Raw genomic sequence first — 18,646 nt, forward strand, 5'->3', positions numbered from 1 at the left:
TGAAATTACAAATCATAAGTAGTCCATAAGCTAGCCGCTACTCGAACTGCTCTTGCACCGTCTTTTTAACAGCTAATACCGTACGAATTGCCTGCTCTACATCCCGATAAATAATATTGCCGACAACTACTGTATCACATAGAGCTGCTGCCTGCTCGGCCTCCGCCTCACAAGTAATGCCGCCTCCATAAAATAGTTGGGCTTGCTCCACCATCTCACGCACTATACGTACTGTCTCCATCTCCCCAAATCTACCGCTATATTCAAGATATACTATTGGCAGAGACATCAGCTTGTCCGCAACCTGGGCATACGCAGCCGCCTCTTCAGCATTAATGGTTGTCTCGGCCCCTGTAATCCGCGCAACTGAAGAATCACTGTTCAAAACGACGTAACCTTCCGTTAGCAGCTGATCCCATGGGATCATAAATCCATAACGCTCTATAGCTCGACGATGATGACCTACAATCCAAGCTGGATCGGGTGTATTTAGCACCATAGGAATCATATAAAGATCAAATCCGGGTACAGCAGCTTCAAGTTCGGATACCTCGAGTGCACAGGGCAGCTCAAAACGTCTTACTCTTGATAAGAGATCTACTGTATTCTCATAGGTTACTCCTGTAGAGCCCCCTATCAATAGGGCATCCGTGCCGGACAAGCAAACGGCCTCCAAATCCTCATCAGAAATCATACGATCCGGGTCCAACTTAAACACATGCCGCCAAGGTTTGATCATTTGCTGTACTGATTTCATGAGAATCATCCTTAATTGTCATTTGGGCAAGACAAAACACTCCTGCCGCCGCAAAAGATATAGATCTAGTCTATGCCAGCACAGGAGGTGTGTCAATTTAAAGCGAACAAAAATACGAACATTTTTTCGTATATAAATTTGGGGTCCCTGCAAAGTACCTGAATACGCATCTGAGGAAAGCAGCACTTTGCAGGGATATATTAGTTGTAATGAGTGGAGAAAGATTTTAGCGTATACCTCTGAGGTTATTCAAATCATTTTCAGGCACAAAATCACTATAAAATCCGTCTACACCCATACGAGATAACTCTCTAATCTCATCCTCTTCATCCACTGTATGAACGTATACACGAGCTCCAATATTTTTTAACTGTTTGACAAAACTCTTGGTGGCCCGGCTAACTGGCATCGTAATATCCACACCTGTTTTTTTAACAAACTCAATAACTTGTTCATCCGTATCCTTAGATTGGTACAGGGTGTAAAGCACTTCTGGAAAAGAATACACCTTATTGATCTCATCAAGCATCGGCTGATTGTAGATCTGTGGAACTATCCGCTCCAACAACGCTGGATCCCGACGCTGCGCCGCTTGGGTCAGCAATGTAAATTGCTTCTCTATAAGTTCCGGTTGGATTTCTTTGGTATCCGTAACGATATAAGCATCTGGATAATTCTGCATTAGATCAAGCACCTTCTCAATATCAAGGGGAGAGTATATATTCAGGATGGGGCTGTCCATAAATTCCTCGTAATCTAGTGCCACACCCTGTTTATTAGCAGGGAGAACCTCCAACTGACCTAAAAGCTTGCTCATATTGCCTGTCCATTCATGCCGAGCAACCAACTGATCATCCTTCGATAGCAAAAAATCAACTTCAAATACGCGAGTGCCCCGTTCATAGTTAGCGACAAATGCCTCCCAAGCATTGGTATACGCATAGCCGTTGATTCCCCCCATGGCATGTGCAACGATTTTGTGCGCTTCAAAGCCGCTCACGGGTTGCTCTTCCTCTTTGTTCAACGTTATTACAAATATCATTATTAGTGCGACAATCATTACTACGGTTGCAATAATCTTTTTCTTATTCATAGTTGTGAGTTTCCTTTACAAAGTTTAGATTAGAAATTTAATACCCCGCTCTGCCAGTGGCAAAACGGGGTATTATTAAAATTTCACAAATCTAAATAAGTGCAGGTCTCAATATGCGTTTTTGTTAACGAAGCCGTTGCGAATCGTTTTGAAAATAATTCGAATGTCGAACAGTAAGGACCAGTTCTCGATATAGAAAATATCGTGCTTAATCCGTTCCTCAATTGAAGTGTCCCCGCGCAGCCCATTGCTCTGTGCCCAGCCCGTAATTCCTGGACGCACATGGTGCTTCACCATATACTTCGGAATTTCATCACGGAATTGTTCTACATAAAATGGTCGTTCTGGCCGTGGGCCAACTACACTCATATGACCCAGTAACACATTAAAAAATTGCGGAAGCTCATCCAGACTTGTCTTACGGATAAAGGTTCCAAATCGAGTTCTACGCGGATCTTCCCGCGTACTCCAACCTGTATCTTCTTCCCCGTCCTGCTGCATCTTCATTGAACGAAACTTATACATCATAAAATTACGCCGATTAAGTCCCACCCGTTCCTGCCGGAATATAATCGGTCCCGGTGAGGTAAGACGTACGCCGAGAGCTACGATCAGCATCACGGGAGATATCATAATAATCGCGAATAGAGAGAACACGATATCAAACAAACGTTTTGCCATCTTATTACCCGTCATATCCAGTGGAATATCACGAACATTAATCATTGGCATACCTGCGAAGTTATCAAAGTAAGGACGCGCCGGTAAATAATCAAAGAAATCCGGAATAATCAATGTGCGTACCCCTGCTTTTTCACAGGCCGCAATAATCGAAGGATATTTAGAATGCGCATCGAGCGGCAAGGCTAGAATAACCTCGTCCACAGGCAGCATCTCCAGCATTCCGGATAACTGATCGACCGTTCCCAGGATAGGTTTATACCGTTGCTCCTCAATCCCGTCCCAAGTATGGTAATCGTCTAAAAAGCCAATGGCTTCATATCCAAGCTCAGGATATTGTTCCAAATTGTTGTAGAATCTTTTACCAAGAGTACCTGCGCCGATGATAAGTACGAACTGGCGGTTCAATCCTTTTTCGCGCAAAGATTTAAGCATCTTCTTCAGCACATAACGGTAAAGCATAATGGAAAGAACGTTAAATCCCATATAAATAGCAAGGTAGACACGGGAGATATCAATTTCTTTCACAAAAAACATCAAACCCAGCAGAATAAAAATACCAATTATATGCACTTGAAAAATCTTCAGAAATTCATCGACAAAACGTTTCTTACGCTTAGGCAAATACAGTGACAGGAGTATACCAATTAGAACTGCCACTCCGCCATAAATTAAACTCCAATAAGCGTAAGACTCTACGGGCAGCGTGTTATAGGATTCCATCCATCCGCTCTTGAACTTGATCCACCAAGCCGCTAAAAAGGACATTTGGATGACAAGAAAGTCAGCAACCATATAGAGCTGTGTCAAAAATTTCTGATTCCGCCGAATCATAATCTCACCTCAGTATTCTTATCGTTACGAGCGCCAGTTTCCGTAGCAGAGCTAAGACTCTGTGCAGGTGATGGAACTGCTTTAGGAAAGATTAGGGCATTCCGCAAAAGGGACAGAGCAAATTTCACACCAACACCAGCATATACTGTTCCATTTATAATACTGTTGTACTTCCTACTATAATGCTTACGATGAAATAAAATCATTGCCCTGTGAAATTCATAGACGATCTTGAACGGTCTACGTCTGGCACTGCCGCCTTTAAGATGTACGATGGAAGTCTTCGGATAATAATAAATCTCCCACCCAGCCTCTTTAATACGATAGCACCAGTCTAAATCCTCACCGTACATAAAAAACTCTTCATCTAATCCGCCGACCTGATCAATCGTCTCCCGCCGCAACAACATAAACGCACCCACCAGACAATCTATCGGGTAATCAAGATCAGGGTCCAGATAACCTAACTGGTAACCGTTAAACTTCGGTCGATCTGGAAATAACTTACTGAAACCAAAAGCATAATAGAAGGAAGCTGACGGTGTAGGAAATCCACGCTTACACGCTTTATCCAGCGACCCATCTGGCAAAATAATCTTACATCCTGACGCCCCAACATCGGACCGACCATCCATAAAGGAGATCATCGTCTCCAGCGTGTCCCTGCGTACCACCGTATCTGAATTGAGCAAAAGCACATAACGTCCGGATGAAGCCTCCATCCCCTGATTATTTGCACGGGCAAAACCGACATTGTCGTTATTTGCGATCAACATGACACTTGGAAACTCTCTACCAATCATCTCTACCGAATCATCATGGGAATTGTTGTCTATCAAAATAATCTCATAGGAATAGTTCGTTTCTGAGTCATATACCGACCTGATACAGTCCATCGTCAGGCGACACGTGTTGTAATTGACAATAAGTATGCTTACATCTACATTCACTGCGTAACGCTCCTGACAAATATAGTAATCTACCGACAATTATTATAACATAAAACCTCCCTGAGAGGAGATGACCTTTCAGGGAGGTTTTACCAGATACTGTTCAATTTACGGGTTTCTTTCTCTCTTTTACGACGGTCTGTATATATTTTCGTTTCTTTTTCAACGCTGGGAGCTGAGTAAAAAAGGATTTCCATGCTACGATTAACTTTGGCTCTCTCAGAAGCATATAACCATGAGCGGCAATTTCATAGGGAAGAGAAACCAAGATTGTCTTCAGCATAGTTCGAGCCGATTCATTCTTGTAGATCATTTTGTAGCGATTAATGTAAGATATTCGTCGGATAAACATCGGTTTGGTACTGCGGCCAGACGTTTTCCACCCACGTTCATGATACCCAATTGCCTCAGCATCATAATATCCCCGCCAGCCGAATAACTCCGCCCTCCAAGCCACATCCACATCTTCCTTATAGGCAAAAAAATCTGCATCGAAAAACTCCCCACCAACACTAACGTCTTCAATCATCCGCCGAGAATACATCGCCGCAGCCCCAGAAACGCCAAATACTGTCCCCGACTGTGTCCATTGTTCTGCTGGCTCACCTGCACCACGGTCAAACGCACGACGTGCCTTGTTCATCTGAAGACCAGTGCTATCTACTGATCCGTGATCAACCTTTAGCAAAAGCTTACCTGTGGCGCTGCCGATCTGCGGGTTGGCTTCCATTTGTGCGATTAGTCTAGAGATATAGTCTGGAGCCAGCGTCAAATCCGGATTGAGAACGAGCACATAATCTGTTTCTGTAGTAGCTATAGCTTGGTTATGAGCTGGGGCGAAGCCTGTGTTTTTTTGATTTTGGATAAGTAGCAGGCTCGTGGGCGCTTCCATGTTAGCTTGTGAATTGAACGGTTCTAAATCCTCTAGTGAATTACTTGAAAAAGCCCCTTTATCGATCGCGTTAAAGAACATATTCACTTTCTCTGCACAATCGTCCGAAGACGCATTATCCACAACAACAATTTTCTCAATAGGATAATCCTGTGCCATTACTGCCTCTAAGCAATCTATAATGTCATCCGCACTGTTGTAGGTCACGATATGTACACTAACTGTTTTGTTATTCATGAGTATCCTCGACTTTGTAATTTCTAATTAACTACCTGCTTCCTTCTTATTATAACGAAAGAACACAAAAAACTCCCGCATCGTTATAAACGATTTGGGAGTTTCAATTGGTGTTATTCTATTCTTTTAGCTCTAAGAGGAAATCTCTCAAGCCTTCACGCCAAGGCCGAATGTCCTCAAAACCATTCGTACGTATCGACAGATGCTCCATCACCGAATTCCGAGGACGTGGTGCAGGTCTCGGAAACTGTTCCGTGGCACACGGTTCAAGCGTAGCAGTGAATTTGAAACCCAAAATATCCTCGGCCTCTACAAAGATCGCCTGTGTAAATTCAAACCAGGTACAAGAGTCGCTATTTGACGCATGGTATACACCATACTTCTCAGTTTGAACAAGCTCAAGCAAGAATCGAGCTAAATCGACTGTATAAGTAGGCGAACCTTTTTGGTCATCGACAACTTGAAGCATTGGCTTTTCTTGACCAAGCTTTAGCATTGTTTTGACAAAGTTATTCCCGTATTTGCCGTACACCCATGATGTTCGTACGATGAAATACTTAGAGGAGAGGGATTGAACGAGTACCTCACCCGCACGTTTCGATTTGCCGTATATACTCTTAGGGTTTGTATTATCATATTCATGGTAAGGCTGTGCTCCCATACCATCAAACACATAATCCGTGCTAATATACACCAGCTTGGCTCCAGCTTTTTCAGAAGCTAGCGCTACATTTCGGCTTCCAGTAGCATTAATTAAATAAGCTGCATCAATATCACTTTCTGCCGCATCTACTGCCGTATGAGCAGCACAGTGAATAACCGCATCCGGTCCAAAACCGCCAATAACTTGGATGCACTGATCCAGATCAGTAATATCCATCTCCTGACGATCGCAAGCCAACACTTCGTGACCTTGATGCTGGAGCAGTAAAACTACGTCCTGACCTAGTTGTCCGGCCGCACCTGTAACAAGTACCTTCATAGCTATTTTACCCCCGTATCAAAATTACAATGAGTCACCTAATCGATCACCATATTGCTGTTCAGCATATTTTTGGTATTCCCCAGATTGAATACGGGTCCACCACTCGCGGTTATTGAGATACCATTGGATAGTTTCTTTAATACCTGTTTCAAATGTATGTTTCGGCTTCCATCCCAGTTCATTCATAATCTTAGTTGGATCAATACCATAACGGCGATCATGACCAGGACGGTCTTGAACATAAGTAATCAAAGAATCAGGCTTGCCTAGTTCCTGCAATACCGTGTTTACAATATGCACATTCGTACGTTCATTATTACCACCAATGTTGTAGACTTCGCCGTTCACACCCTTGTGAATAACCAGATCAATCGCGCTGCAATGATCCTCAACATACAACCAGTCGCGGATATTCATTCCATCGCCATAAACAGGCAACGCTTGATCAGCAAGTGCGCGGGAGATCATCAGCGGAATAAGTTTTTCCGGGAATTGGTACGGGCCATAATTGTTTGAGCAGCGGGTAATATTCACTGGCAGTCCAAACGTTTCGTGATATGCACGTACTAGCAAGTCTCCGCCTGCTTTGCTTGCTGAATATGGACTGTTAGGAGCCAAAGGAGTTTCTTCGGTGAATAATCCAGTCGCACCCAGTGATCCATATACCTCATCCGTAGATACTTGAACAAACTTAGTGATACTGTATTTTTTCGCCGCATCCAAAAGTACTTGTGTTCCAAGTACGTTCGTCTTCACAAACACTTCCGGCTCTAAAATACTCCGATCCACATGCGATTCAGCCGCGAAATTAACAACGACATCCACACCCTGGCTAATCAGTTCATCCATCAGAGTAACATCTGTAATGTCGGCCTTCACGAAAGTGTAATTAGGATTATTCTCAATTGCTTTCAGATTCTCTAGATTACCTGCATACGTCAATGCATCTACATTAACAATTTCGTAATCAGGGTGTTGTTGTAACATGTACAGCACAAAGTTGCTGCCGATAAACCCAGCCCCGCCAGTAACTAGCAGTTTCATTTATAGCCCACCTTTTGTTCTTTGAGATTATATTCAAGTTCTTGCTTACCACTGTTAATCAAAGTTTATTTCCGCATCTTTCAGTAATGGATGACGTTGATCCTTATCCGACAATATCGGACTAGAAGTCGGCCAATCAATACCTAAGGTTGGATCATTCCATAATATGCCACGATCATTTTCAGGGGAATAATATTCGTCCACCTTATATAATACTTGGGTGTTAGGCACTAACGTACAAAAACCATGCGCGAAGCCTTTAGGCACCAGTAGCTGACGCTTATTATATTCGCTAAGAATTACTCCCACCCATTGCCCAAATGTTGGAGAAGTACGACGGATATCGACGATAACATCATAAATAGCACCGGATAAGACGCGAATTAATTTAGTTTGAGCTTTAGGGTTTAACTGGTAATGTAAGCCACGCAACACCCCAACCTCTGCAGAAAGAGATTGGTTATCTTGGATAAATTGATAGTTAACGCCAAGCTTGTGCATGATTTCTTCGTTGTAGCTTTCCATAAAAAAACCCCGGTTGTCGCCGTGGACCACAGGTTCTAGTATACTAGCGCCTTGTAGTTGTAGAGGTGTAACTTTCATAATCACAAAACTCCTTTACATCTAAAGTTCCAGTTTTCCTAATTCTTCGGCATGTGATTACCTGTGTTAACCACTAGCTTTCATTGAGAATTATGTCCATCGGTTTCAGTCACAAGGATTTTTTAAGTCTTCACGGTGTGAAAATAATAATCTTTATATTACGCTGTATTTGGATAAAAAAATAAATATATCTTCACCTGATCAAAAATAATATCCATATAGATTAATCCACTGCTATTACAAAAACGCCAACCATTATTACTATCATTCCTAGCCATTTCATAAGTGAAACTGGTTCATTAAATATGAACAGAGCAGCGAGTAAGCCTAGAACATAAGCTATACTTTGTACAGGGTAAGCAACACTTAAAGGCACTCTAGATAAAACAACAAACCAAACTAATGTTGCAAAAACATATAGCAGTAGACCTGCTATAATTTGGATATTAAATAATGCTTTCCATGCATTATTTAAACTAACCCCTCCCATTTTCTCTAGTCCTAATTTAAAGAAAATTTGTCCCGAAGCTAACATGACAATGTTAAATAAAAGCAACAAAGCATTAATTATACCAGATGAACGTAACGTAGTATCACCTCATTTTTCATTATTTTTTGTTCGTTTTAACTCTTCCACTTCGTACTTAAGCAACCCAATTTCTTGTGATAATTCTTTCACTTTTATTGTTGACCTCGATATCACTATAGTTAATGAAAATAAAATTAAAGTAACTCCAAAAATAGAAAGCAAGAACAGTGCATTTACAGGTATCTCTATACCCATCAGACCAGCAATCGTTTCAAACGAACTGGGGAATATGGAAAGAACAAGGACAATTAACATTATACATAACCATAACATTGAGTACTTCAACTCAATACGATATTTACGAATCATATTGATAAGAAGAACAAAGCAAAGAACAGAACCAATTAACAAAATAACTTGAAGCTTATAAGATATCATATTTTACTTCCTTCTTATACAATTTGCTTTCTCATTTTATCAATAAGTATAGCTAAAGAGACTTTCAGCATATAATATACTGATTTCAATTTTGTGATGGACGATTTTCCTCCCTGCCTCGATTTCATCTCCACAGGAACTTCCTTCAAAGAAAACCCGTTTCTCTTTAGATACATTATTGACTCAGGTTCTGGATAATCTGTAGGATATCTCTTCGAGAAAAGTTCAATTACACCTTTATTACAAGCACGAAATCCAGATGTCGGATCAGTAATGACTTGATTAGTAAGGAGCAACAAAAGATTAGAAAAATAATTTATACCAATTCTTCTTATCCTTGAACTTTGAAATCCCGTTTTCTCAATATAACGAGAACCAATTACCAAATCAGCTTCATCATTTAATAAGGGCTCTATTAATTTGGAAATATATTTAGGATTATGCTGACCATCCCCATCTACTTGAATAGCAATGTCAAAACCAAAATTGTGAGCATATTTATATCCCGTTTGAACTGCTCCACCAATACCCAAATTACACGGAAGATCCACAACTGAAACCCCTATATTTTTACACATACGACTAGTAGTATCAGCTGAACAATCATTAATGACTAATATCTCTGAATTCGGAATGTTAGTTGCTTTGATATTGTTTAAAAGCCGCAAAATATTATCTTCTTCATTATAAGCAGGTATTATCAATAGGATTTTCTTTTTATTCATACTTACTCCCTTTAAGATGTGTTGTTCTAACTGGTTCCAGGAAAATAATACCTTACCAAAATCGATGCACAACTTTTTGCAAGGATAACAACAAAACAATAAAGATCAAAGCCATGTAGATATATTGTTGCCGTATCCTTTTAATAATTGGAGTCAATAAATAAATAGAATACAGAAATATTATGGATATCGGTATAAAATACCTTCCTTGCAATCCATATATGACATTATCCTCACCTTGCGTCCATGTAAGATATAACGTGGATGCTATAATAATTACAGTTAGTAATGATACTGCAAACAAAATAAATCCTTTCTTAATATGAAGAAGATTATTATCGCTATTTTTCATTTCAATAATTACAGACGTCACGAGCATACATAGGTAGATAATGGCACTGAAATAATGTACAGAAGTCTCTCCCCAACCAAAAACACCAACAAATTGAACATATAAATAGTCAAAATCGATAAAAGTATTTACCAATTTATGAATATAATCAAAAGGGTGATGCAAAGCTGTACTCAATTGCATCATAGGATCAATTGGAAAAGTTACTTTAATACTCTTTAATATTAGCCCCCATGACAACAGAACAAGTAAACTTGAAGCTACTATAGTAGCGACGTAAGTAATATACTGCTTGAAACTGGCTGTCTTTTCTTTTGGTAATAGAAATACCAAAAGACAAATGAGGAAATATGCATTCTTAGAAGCCGCCACTATACAAGTTATTATTAATAAAGAAATAAATTGTTTTCTAGAAATAAATTTAATATTGGGATCAAAAATTAAATACATGAGGTAGGCGAAAAACAGAAATAGTGCTCCGTTTGTTAGCGCATCTGCACTAAGGGATGCTGCTTGATTAATAGTCATCGGCATAATAGCGAGCAATAAAAAAGTGTATTTCAACTTGGGGATTAATTTTATCGAGAGATAGGTCATCGCTATGTACGTAAATAGGTTGAAAAGTCGACCTAAATAGAAAGTAAATAATAAATTAAAATTCAGTAAATTTCCCAATTTGATCCCAATTGCTTGTGGTAAATATACTATTGGATGATAAACCGCGGAACTTGGAAAAAGAAAAAAATCATTTTCACCAGGAACAACATGAATTTTAGCAGCATTTTTCAAACTCTCAATCGTTGCTTTGTTTTCATAATTCCGTGTGATGGTCCCTCCTCCAACCGCAGCTTCAAAATCCCTAATTGCAATAGGAAGGTAATTTCCAATCTCACCATTAATATTTTCAGTTACTAAATTACGTTCTGAAATTTCATAAGCCCGATAAAAATGGGCGAATTCATCAGCTGATTGAAATGGAGGAACAAACACCACCCATATCAGTCCAAAAATAGATGCTAAAATCAAAAAAATATTTTGAGGCTTTAATTTCCTACTCATTCTTGTACCCACCTTCTTTCTCTATTTATCCGAATTATTCTATTAAACAAGAAAAAATCTATAGCGTAAAATAAATAAAAAACATTAATTCACTATAAATCACACACTTTTTCACAATCAGATAATATTAAAATATCATTCCATAATTGATCGCTAAATTATTAATGTTACTCTAGTGAGTACGATATCCTAGGAACTATTTCTTCTATAAATATTATCAGATATCATTTTTCAATTTTAACATCTTCTTAATTTTCACAATTCCGTATTGCAAACCCTTTTTAATAAGCCAGCATTGTATACTAACATAATTACGCATATTACTAATTTTAAATTCAGTTTTGGTAAGGTTTTTCCTATTGGTAATACCTTGACGTATTCCTTCAGAATACTCCTTTTGAAAACCAATTTTTTTATAAAATTGATATTTAAATAAATGCCCTACAATTAGGAATGGGGCGTTGAGAAGCAGTTGAATCCCTAACATATTTTTATAGAGCAGGTATACATTATTTCTGGCAGATAATTTTACTTTCACAGAATTATATCCGTTTCCTGTGGTAGCACTTCCTATGTGATAGATAATTGATTCTGCGCAATATAAATTATCGTAACCTTCTATACGAGCTCTATAACCAATGTCCACATCCTCTAAATATGCAAAAAATTGCTCATCAAAATAACCTATCTTATCAAAAACTTCCCGTCTATATATTGCCGCACCCGCGCAAGAAGTAAAAATGTACCTATTATCCAAGTATTTATTTATATTTTCACCATGTCCCTCTTGATATGCCCATCCAAACACAGTAAACGCATCACCAGCATTATCTATGAGTTTATTATCATGAAATTGGATCATTTTACTGGAACAAGAAAAAACATTTTCATCGCTCTCAATACAGGCGAGAAGATTTTCAAGCCATTTGACCGTTAGAAGAGTATCATTATTTAGTAAGGCCACATATTTACCTTTACTATTTAAAATCCCTTGATTTACTGCAGCACTAAATCCTTTATTCTCATCTAGTAATAGGCAATTAATTTCCGGCATTATTTCTAGTGCAAGTTTAATACTATCATCTGTCGAACCATTATCAACCAATATAGTTTCATAATCTTGATATGATTGTTCTTTTAAAGTAGTCAGACAGTCAATCAAAAATTTTTCGCCATTAAAATTAGGAATAACGATAGATACATTCATGATTTATTCCCTTAAAAACTTGTCACGTTCGGACAACAGTTTTCTTATCCCCTGATCAACATTAATTTTAGACTCGAATCCCAGATATTCTTTAGCTCTTCTTGGATCGAGTACATTTCGCTTCACATCAATATCTCTCATGCCTTTGTAATCCACATGTGCTTTAACCTTAGTGATAATCTCAATCTGTTTGATTATCTCAATAATACTTGTACCAATTCCTGTGCCCACGTTAAAAATAGGTTTAACGCTATGCTCTGTATGAATATATTCCACAGCAGACATAACTGCCTCAATCACATCTGATATTTCAATGTAATCTCTTACCGTTGAACCATCGCCCCAAACGGTAATAGTATTACGAGTTAATATAGTGTCTAAAAACACTGAAATAGCACCAATCTTCTTCTCAGGGTCTTGTCCAGGACCATACGGATTGGCTACACGCAAAATAATATTATTCATATCATATAGTTGATTGTACATTAATAGAATTTTTTCAATAGTAAGTTTCATTATCCCATAATGATTCAAAGGGTGAGAGTTGCTGTCTTCATTTAGAAGATCTACCTCATTGAAATCTCCATAAACAGTTCCTCCCGAGGACAAGAAAATCACTTTCTTTATCCTCTTTCTCTTCGCTGCTTCAAGCAGTTCTAAGGTTTTTATAACATCATTCCTATAGGAGTCGGTAATATTTAACATGGAAGAATAAGGAGATACCGTACTTATCAGATGTATAACAACATCCTGGTTTTCCAGTAAATTATCAAAGTGATCTTCCGTCAAGAAATCCCCTTCTATTGCAGTGAATTCAACATCTGGCAAACTTTTATCGGTGATGTGTCGATCGTACACAGTAACATTATAGTTACTTTCACACATTTTTTTCGTTAGATGTGCCCCTATAAATCCAGCCCCGCCCAATATAAAAACATTCATAAGTTAAACAACCCTTTCGTCGGTCTCTCCCTCTTTATAAAAGGGGGAAAATCAGAACAATCTAAAATACGCAGACGCAAAATTGCTCATTTTAAATTGTTCGAATAATAATTTCGTATTTTTTGCATATTCAGAGTATTGTCCTGAGTCTGTAACCATCACTCGCATTGCATCTGTAAGTTCTTGAACATCAACTATTCTTTCCTCGTTAAGTTCAAGTATGATACCTGCATATTTATCCTCTTTTACAGAATGTAACATTTTTGGAATTTCTCCAATATTAGTAGATATTACAGGCTTATCATAAGCAAGATATTCAATGATAGAATTGGGAAGACTTTCAGATATAAAATAACTCGGAAGGATTGCTACATCAAATGCTTTTACCCATCCGATCCATTCAGATGGTTTTTTCAAGTCCATGATAAAATGGATGAACTTATTATCTTTATATTTCTCTCTCATCTCATTAGCGTATTGACCATGCCCTACTAAAATTAAATGAATCTTTCTTTCAAGTTCTTCATTTAAGTTAATAACAGCGGTGATACTCTCTTCCCAACCCTTTTCTTTTATTGCACGAGATACAAGGCCAAATACGAAATCGTCTTCTGCTATACCAAGTTCCGTCTTATCTTTTAAACCGATATTTTGTAATTGATATCCATAATACACTTTGTATAACTTATCGATATTATTTACTTCAACAGTATCAAATACTCTTTTATTCTTATTAGTTGCATAAATAATACTGTTAGCTCGATCAAGAACAGGTTTAACTAGACTTGAAAAATCATTATCCCAATCAGGATTTTCTATTAATGCCTCGTAGCATCCGTGCATAGCTAACACCCAATTAATATTTTGATTACCTTGAATTGCATGATAGGTAATTTTATCGGACCACCAAATATGACTATTTATAACCTCAATTTTCAAATCATTAATATATGATCTCAGTTCATCCGGGTTACCATTACTTTTCAAAACATTCACATTTTTTGAAATCATACCTGACATCATTGAATCTTCTAACCAAGGTCTAGCATTGTACACATACACATCTTGAAAGGAAGCAAAAAAATTGGCTAATCTAACAACCAACATTTGTCCTCCTCCCACCTCAAAATCAGGAGCAACAAATAGTATCCTTTTTTTGATACGTAAATAATTAACCGAATTAACTTTCTTTCTAGCTTCATTTTCTAAGTTCAAGAATTTATCAGCTAATACATCGTTTTTCAGTATATCCTTACTCTCATAACCTTTACAGCCTAATCTTGCATATTCATTTGGAATATGTTGAAGAAATCTATCTACTATAAATCCGGGGATCTCAAAGTTCTCTAAAATAAATAATTTGATAGCTAACATCTCTTTAAACAATTCAAGCTTCTGCTCACTTCTGCTTACAATGCTACTAGAGTGTCTTCTATGATAATTCAATATATCGGAAACAAAAGAGATCTTTCCTAATTTTAGCGCATATAAATACGCTAACCAGTCTCCTCCAATCTTATAATCGCATAGCATTTCTTCCAGTCCCTCAAGTGCAGAAGATCTGAATAATACAGCACTAGCATTAGGGATGGTATTCTTAATAGCCAGCCCCTCGACTACTTCTTCTCTACCTTCAATGCAATATGAAGAATCCCATTTAGTTAATGACAAATCCTTTGTATACTCAGAATAAATATAGCCAACTTTAGTAGAGTTTCCATCTATAATTTCAGATTGGCAATAAGCCAAGTTCACCTCGTCATCATCAAATGATGGGATTAACTTCTCTAGCATATTACTCTCACATAAATCATCAGCTTCAGCAATCCATATTAGATCTCCAGTAGCCTCTTTAATTCCTCTGATCCATTGGCCAAAACAACCCACATTCACTTCATTTTTTATTATCTTATAAGGAATATTAGATCTCTTTAGTATTCTTTCTGCCACTTGCACACTATTATCAGTAGACATATCATCCAGAAAAATAATTTCTTTTGGTTTCACTGTTTGATAAATAATAGAGTTCAATCTATCTTCGATATAATTTTCATAGTTATAATTGGGGATGATTACAGAAACCTCTTTGCTAAAAGTCTCCTCACCTTGTGTCATATGCAACAATTGGTTAACATAATCTGAAAAATCCAATTCCTTTTCGATTAATTCCAGCCCAAGTTGCTTTATACTTTCATATGATTGCTCATCGCCTAAAATCCTATAAATCTCTGATGCAAAATCTTTAGTATTCAAATATGGGGCTGGTCTAACACCTAACCTTTTAATAAATTCCCCCATGCCGCCATTCCCCTCAAAAGTAACTGTAGGCGTACCATTATCAATTGCCTCTAATACAATAGAAGGAAATGGATCTTCCCGTGAAGGAAGTAAGAATAAGTCAGCTCCCTGTAAGATCGGGGAAAGATTAGTTTGAAAATCAATTTGGTGGATATATGAGTCTAACTTTAAGATTTCCGCATCATGTTTCATCCACTTTTCCAGTATTGGTTCGACTTGCCCAACCCATACAAAATGTAGTTTTCCTCCATTCTCCCCCACTAACATTTCTTTTGCTATTGAGAAGAAAATATCAAACCCTTTACGAAGATCACCGTATCCCCCGCCTAAGAGGATAGTCGAATCTGGTTCAATCTTCAAATTTTCACAAAGTTTCTTTTTTGCAGCCTGTTTATCCAAAGCACCTCTACGTTTGTTATATATGCCTTGAGGTCTTATATGTACCTTCTTTTCATCTACTGGAAAACAATCTGCGAAAGACTCTCTAACAAAATTATTTGGAAACACAATTTTGTCAGAATATTGAACAGCATAATTTGCTGCTTCTATAAAATCATAAGTCTTTATAGAAGTGGGTAGTTCATGGACAAGTGAAATAACCTTTATACCATGTTCAAACATTAATTTAGTAAGGATATTTGAAACAACGGAGTTAGAGATACAAATATTTACTCCTTTATCCTTAAACTCATTAATTATTTTGTTAACTTCTTCTTCATTCTCTAAGTAGGAGAGAGAATTCTGATTGAAATTAATTATGGTAGCATACTTGGAAAACTCATTAACAAGTGGACCGCCTTTTAGTAACAAAACAATAACATCCTTATTAAAAACCTTCTTTAACGTTTTTACAATGTTAAGAGAAAGGATAGATGCCCCCGCATTTTGCGCATCATGAGAAACAAATAAAACAGTATTACTCTGTTTTAACGAGATTTCCCTTTTAAAATCCTGACCGCTCACTTGAATATTATTGTAACTATCCACGTTCTGATAGAGTTTACTCTTCGTTTTTTGGATAGCCTGCTTTAGCCCGTTCTCCTTCAATTCTTTAAAGAATTTTGCTCTCAGATGTGGTTGTTTACTAACAACCCTGCGTAACTTCCCCGTATATTGCTTCAATTTATTCGCCTTATACTCAGAATTGGATATCTGAATTAGTTCCAACTGACCGAGAGTAAAAGAAGAAGCCTCTGCTATTTCCAATGTAATAATCTCCGCATCAAAATCACACTTTAAGAAATACACAATGGGAGTTCCATAAAATGTTCCTAGATGGTACTTTTCATGCCTTTGATTATTGCCTTTCACATGTAATATAACTTCTCCAGTAGTCTCTGTATTCGAAATATTATATACTAATTTATAATATTTCTTACTGGTTTCAAGTTTGAAATTAATAAATACTGACTTATTATTTTCTGAAACTAATAGTCCGTGCGTACCTACAGATGCGTTCTCAACTTCTAAAGAATTTAACCGAGTCGTTTGCCTTAAAATATTTTTTTTGATATGATTTCGTTCGATAATATTCTGTACTAAATTTGTAGCTTCATTCAACTTTTATCACACCAATCTCGTTTATTTAATCATTCTAGCAATTAGTTTTCCTAGAATTGTTGAATATATTTTATTGAGTTCATTAACTCTCACGTTCAATTCTTCAGTTTTCATATTTAACTCTTCAGTTATTTGACTAACCTTCAATTCTTCTTGTTTCCTCAAGATTAATTCTTTGTCTGACCTTTCTTCTACACTTGATATTCTCTGCAACAATTCCTCTATACTTTCTTTACTCTTCTCCAGACTATCTTCAAGAAGAACTTCAAATTGCTTATTTTTCAGCTTTAAATTCGAATTTTCCAACAGGAGATCAGTATATTCCTTTTCTATCGATTGTATTTTATATTCAGAACCTCTGAGTTTTCCTAATAACCAATCAGGCTTACTAAACTCATAATCTATACAACTCAGTCTAACGATAATTCTACTTAGTTCCATTCGTGGTGAATCAAAGAGAATTTGTGGGTCTTCATGAAGAAACAAAAACGTACTCCCATCTGAAAAATCCGCGTTATTACCATATCTATCTATAACTAGTTGCTCACCGTTTTTATCAATACAAACGATTTCCTCTATATTAATGATACAATTCACATTCAATGGATCAAATCGCAATCTTTCGATCCCCTCGTATCCTATTAAATCAAATTCATACTCTCGAGAAGAAGCATTCGCTCTTATCGTTAAGCTTTGTTCTTCTGTGATACCATCACCGCAATCAACATATAGCTGCGAATAATAGTAATCTCCCTTAGTTACAACATTTCTTATTTTGCTAGAATTCTCCTGTTGGGGTTGTAGTTCCATAACAAATTGGTATAAATCACATAAGGGTCTATTTTTCAGGAATTTAACAACACCATTTGGTAACCCATCAAAAAAATTACCCAATTCTGTTTCACCCACGCGTTTTATAATTGCATCTTCCCACTTAACAGCTAAATTACAGGTAGATATCATATTTATTAAACTGGTATATGTGAAAAAACGTATATGAGTATCGTCAAGTAGACCCGTTTTTCTGTATTCAAATTTGTTGTGCAGCAAATCAATAATGACACTATTATGGGCAATATTGGGAACTGAAATCAACAAAGAACCCCCTATTTTTAGGAGTTCTACGCATTTGTTCATAACAATCTGAGGATTGTAGAGATGTTCTAATACATCAGCAAAAATAATGTGATCAAACTTCACATTTTCATACTGCTCAAACCATTTAAAATCTTCGATATTACCTATTACTACATCTTCAGCAAAAAATGAAGCTTTCTTTGCAGCAACTTCGTCTATCTCAACAATATAAACTTTACAATTTAATTGTTCCTTTAAATATTTTGTCATTCTTCCAGCAGCAGGACCAAATTCTAATACTGTCGACCCTGGTCTGATTTTTTTTATAATAAGTGACAAAGAGTTTTTAGACGAGACATCCAAATCGAAATCATATTTCACTA

General features: G+C 37.2%; 16 protein-coding genes. All 16 read right to left on the reverse strand.

Annotated features, from left to right (window positions below):
* Positions 1-37: 37 nt before the first annotated feature.
* Complete coding sequence (locus NSQ50_RS28370; RefSeq protein WP_143760435.1) at positions 38-757, reverse strand: heptaprenylglyceryl phosphate synthase; 720 nt, start codon at positions 755-757, stop codon at positions 38-40.
* Between the two features lie 226 nt (positions 758-983).
* Entirely contained in the window at positions 984-1,850 is an 867-nt protein-coding gene (locus NSQ50_RS28375) for a phosphatidylinositol-specific phospholipase C/glycerophosphodiester phosphodiesterase family protein (protein ID WP_076222323.1), read from the reverse strand.
* Positions 1,851-1,958: 108 nt separating this feature from the next.
* Complete coding sequence (locus tag NSQ50_RS28380) at positions 1,959-3,365, reverse strand: undecaprenyl-phosphate glucose phosphotransferase (protein WP_076222324.1); 1,407 nt, start codon at positions 3,363-3,365, stop codon at positions 1,959-1,961.
* Positions 3,362-4,261 (reverse strand): glycosyltransferase family 2 protein, encoded by a 900-nt coding sequence (locus tag NSQ50_RS28385; RefSeq protein ID WP_052097542.1) that lies wholly within the window; start codon positions 4,259-4,261, stop codon positions 3,362-3,364. The genes NSQ50_RS28380 and NSQ50_RS28385 overlap by 4 nt, the downstream gene beginning before the upstream one ends.
* Positions 4,262-4,418: 157 nt before the next feature.
* Complete coding sequence (locus NSQ50_RS28390; RefSeq protein ID WP_076222325.1) at positions 4,419-5,444, reverse strand: glycosyltransferase family 2 protein; 1,026 nt, start codon at positions 5,442-5,444, stop codon at positions 4,419-4,421.
* A gap of 118 nt (positions 5,445-5,562) precedes the next feature.
* On the reverse strand, positions 5,563-6,426 hold the full coding sequence (gene rfbD, locus NSQ50_RS28395; RefSeq protein ID WP_076222326.1) for a dTDP-4-dehydrorhamnose reductase: 864 nt from the start codon (positions 6,424-6,426) through the stop codon (positions 5,563-5,565).
* Between the two features lie 24 nt (positions 6,427-6,450).
* A complete protein-coding gene (gene rfbB, locus NSQ50_RS28400; RefSeq protein ID WP_076222327.1) occupies positions 6,451-7,473 on the reverse strand; it encodes a dTDP-glucose 4,6-dehydratase in 1,023 nt (340 codons plus the stop codon).
* 54 nt (positions 7,474-7,527) lie between these two features.
* A complete protein-coding gene (gene rfbC / locus NSQ50_RS28405; protein ID WP_038573489.1) occupies positions 7,528-8,076 on the reverse strand; it encodes a dTDP-4-dehydrorhamnose 3,5-epimerase in 549 nt (182 codons plus the stop codon).
* A gap of 223 nt (positions 8,077-8,299) precedes the next feature.
* The gene (locus NSQ50_RS28410; protein ID WP_052097543.1) at positions 8,300-8,611 is read right to left on the reverse strand and encodes an EamA family transporter; all 312 of its coding nucleotides are present in this window, start codon (positions 8,609-8,611) and stop codon (positions 8,300-8,302) included.
* A 63-nt stretch (positions 8,612-8,674) separates the two neighbouring features.
* Positions 8,675-9,043, reverse strand: a complete 369-nt coding sequence (locus tag NSQ50_RS28415) for a DUF2304 domain-containing protein (RefSeq protein WP_038573493.1) — start codon at positions 9,041-9,043, stop codon at positions 8,675-8,677.
* Positions 9,044-9,057: 14 nt separating this feature from the next.
* Positions 9,058-9,768, reverse strand: a complete 711-nt coding sequence (locus NSQ50_RS28420; RefSeq protein WP_038573494.1) for a glycosyltransferase family 2 protein — start codon at positions 9,766-9,768, stop codon at positions 9,058-9,060.
* Between the two features lie 52 nt (positions 9,769-9,820).
* Entirely contained in the window at positions 9,821-11,179 is a 1,359-nt protein-coding gene (locus NSQ50_RS28425; RefSeq protein ID WP_038573495.1) for a DUF2142 domain-containing protein, read from the reverse strand.
* A 217-nt stretch (positions 11,180-11,396) separates the two neighbouring features.
* On the reverse strand, positions 11,397-12,386 hold the full coding sequence (locus tag NSQ50_RS28430) for a glycosyltransferase family 2 protein (protein ID WP_038573496.1): 990 nt from the start codon (positions 12,384-12,386) through the stop codon (positions 11,397-11,399).
* 3 nt (positions 12,387-12,389) lie between these two features.
* On the reverse strand, positions 12,390-13,328 hold the full coding sequence (locus NSQ50_RS28435; protein WP_038573497.1) for an NAD-dependent epimerase/dehydratase family protein: 939 nt from the start codon (positions 13,326-13,328) through the stop codon (positions 12,390-12,392).
* A 51-nt stretch (positions 13,329-13,379) separates the two neighbouring features.
* Entirely contained in the window at positions 13,380-17,186 is a 3,807-nt protein-coding gene (locus tag NSQ50_RS28440) for a glycosyltransferase (protein WP_038573499.1), read from the reverse strand.
* Positions 17,187-17,207: 21 nt separating this feature from the next.
* Positions 17,208-18,644: a class I SAM-dependent methyltransferase gene (locus NSQ50_RS28445; RefSeq protein WP_052097350.1), complete on the reverse strand. Its 1,437-nt coding sequence runs from the start codon at positions 18,642-18,644 to the stop codon at positions 17,208-17,210.
* Between the last annotated feature and the right edge of the window lie 2 nt (positions 18,645-18,646).

The sequence above is a fragment of the Paenibacillus sp. FSL R10-2788 genome, from assembly GCF_038003885.1.
Lineage (GTDB): Bacteria > Bacillota > Bacilli > Paenibacillales > Paenibacillaceae > Paenibacillus_AQ > Paenibacillus_AQ odorifer.

Bases quoted from the DNA above. Each gene is read 5' to 3' on its own strand.
- NSQ50_RS28410 (WP_052097543.1), bottom strand. From the start codon at position 8,611: ATGTTAGCTTCGGGACAAATTTTCTTTAAATTAGGACTAGAGAAAATG.
- NSQ50_RS28425 (WP_038573495.1), bottom strand. From the start codon at position 11,179: ATGAGTAGGAAATTAAAGCCTCAAAATATTTTTTTGATTTTAGCATCT.
- NSQ50_RS28415 (WP_038573493.1), bottom strand. From the start codon at position 9,043: ATGATATCTTATAAGCTTCAAGTTATTTTGTTAATTGGTTCTGTTCTT.
- NSQ50_RS28390 (WP_076222325.1), bottom strand. From the start codon at position 5,444: ATGAATAACAAAACAGTTAGTGTACATATCGTGACCTACAACAGTGCG.
- NSQ50_RS28380 (WP_076222324.1), bottom strand. From the start codon at position 3,365: ATGATTCGGCGGAATCAGAAATTTTTGACACAGCTCTATATGGTTGCT.
- NSQ50_RS28420 (WP_038573494.1), bottom strand. From the start codon at position 9,768: ATGAATAAAAAGAAAATCCTATTGATAATACCTGCTTATAATGAAGAA.
- NSQ50_RS28375 (WP_076222323.1), bottom strand. From the start codon at position 1,850: ATGAATAAGAAAAAGATTATTGCAACCGTAGTAATGATTGTCGCACTA.
- NSQ50_RS28370 (WP_143760435.1), bottom strand. From the start codon at position 757: ATGAAATCAGTACAGCAAATGATCAAACCTTGGCGGCATGTGTTTAAG.
- NSQ50_RS28430 (WP_038573496.1), bottom strand. From the start codon at position 12,386: ATGAATGTATCTATCGTTATTCCTAATTTTAATGGCGAAAAATTTTTG.
- NSQ50_RS28435 (WP_038573497.1), bottom strand. From the start codon at position 13,328: ATGAATGTTTTTATATTGGGCGGGGCTGGATTTATAGGGGCACATCTA.
- NSQ50_RS28385 (WP_052097542.1), bottom strand. From the start codon at position 4,261: ATGGACTGTATCAGGTCGGTATATGACTCAGAAACGAACTATTCCTAT.
- rfbB (WP_076222327.1), bottom strand. From the start codon at position 7,473: ATGAAACTGCTAGTTACTGGCGGGGCTGGGTTTATCGGCAGCAACTTT.
- rfbD (WP_076222326.1), bottom strand. From the start codon at position 6,426: ATGAAGGTACTTGTTACAGGTGCGGCCGGACAACTAGGTCAGGACGTA.
- rfbC (WP_038573489.1), bottom strand. From the start codon at position 8,076: ATGAAAGTTACACCTCTACAACTACAAGGCGCTAGTATACTAGAACCT.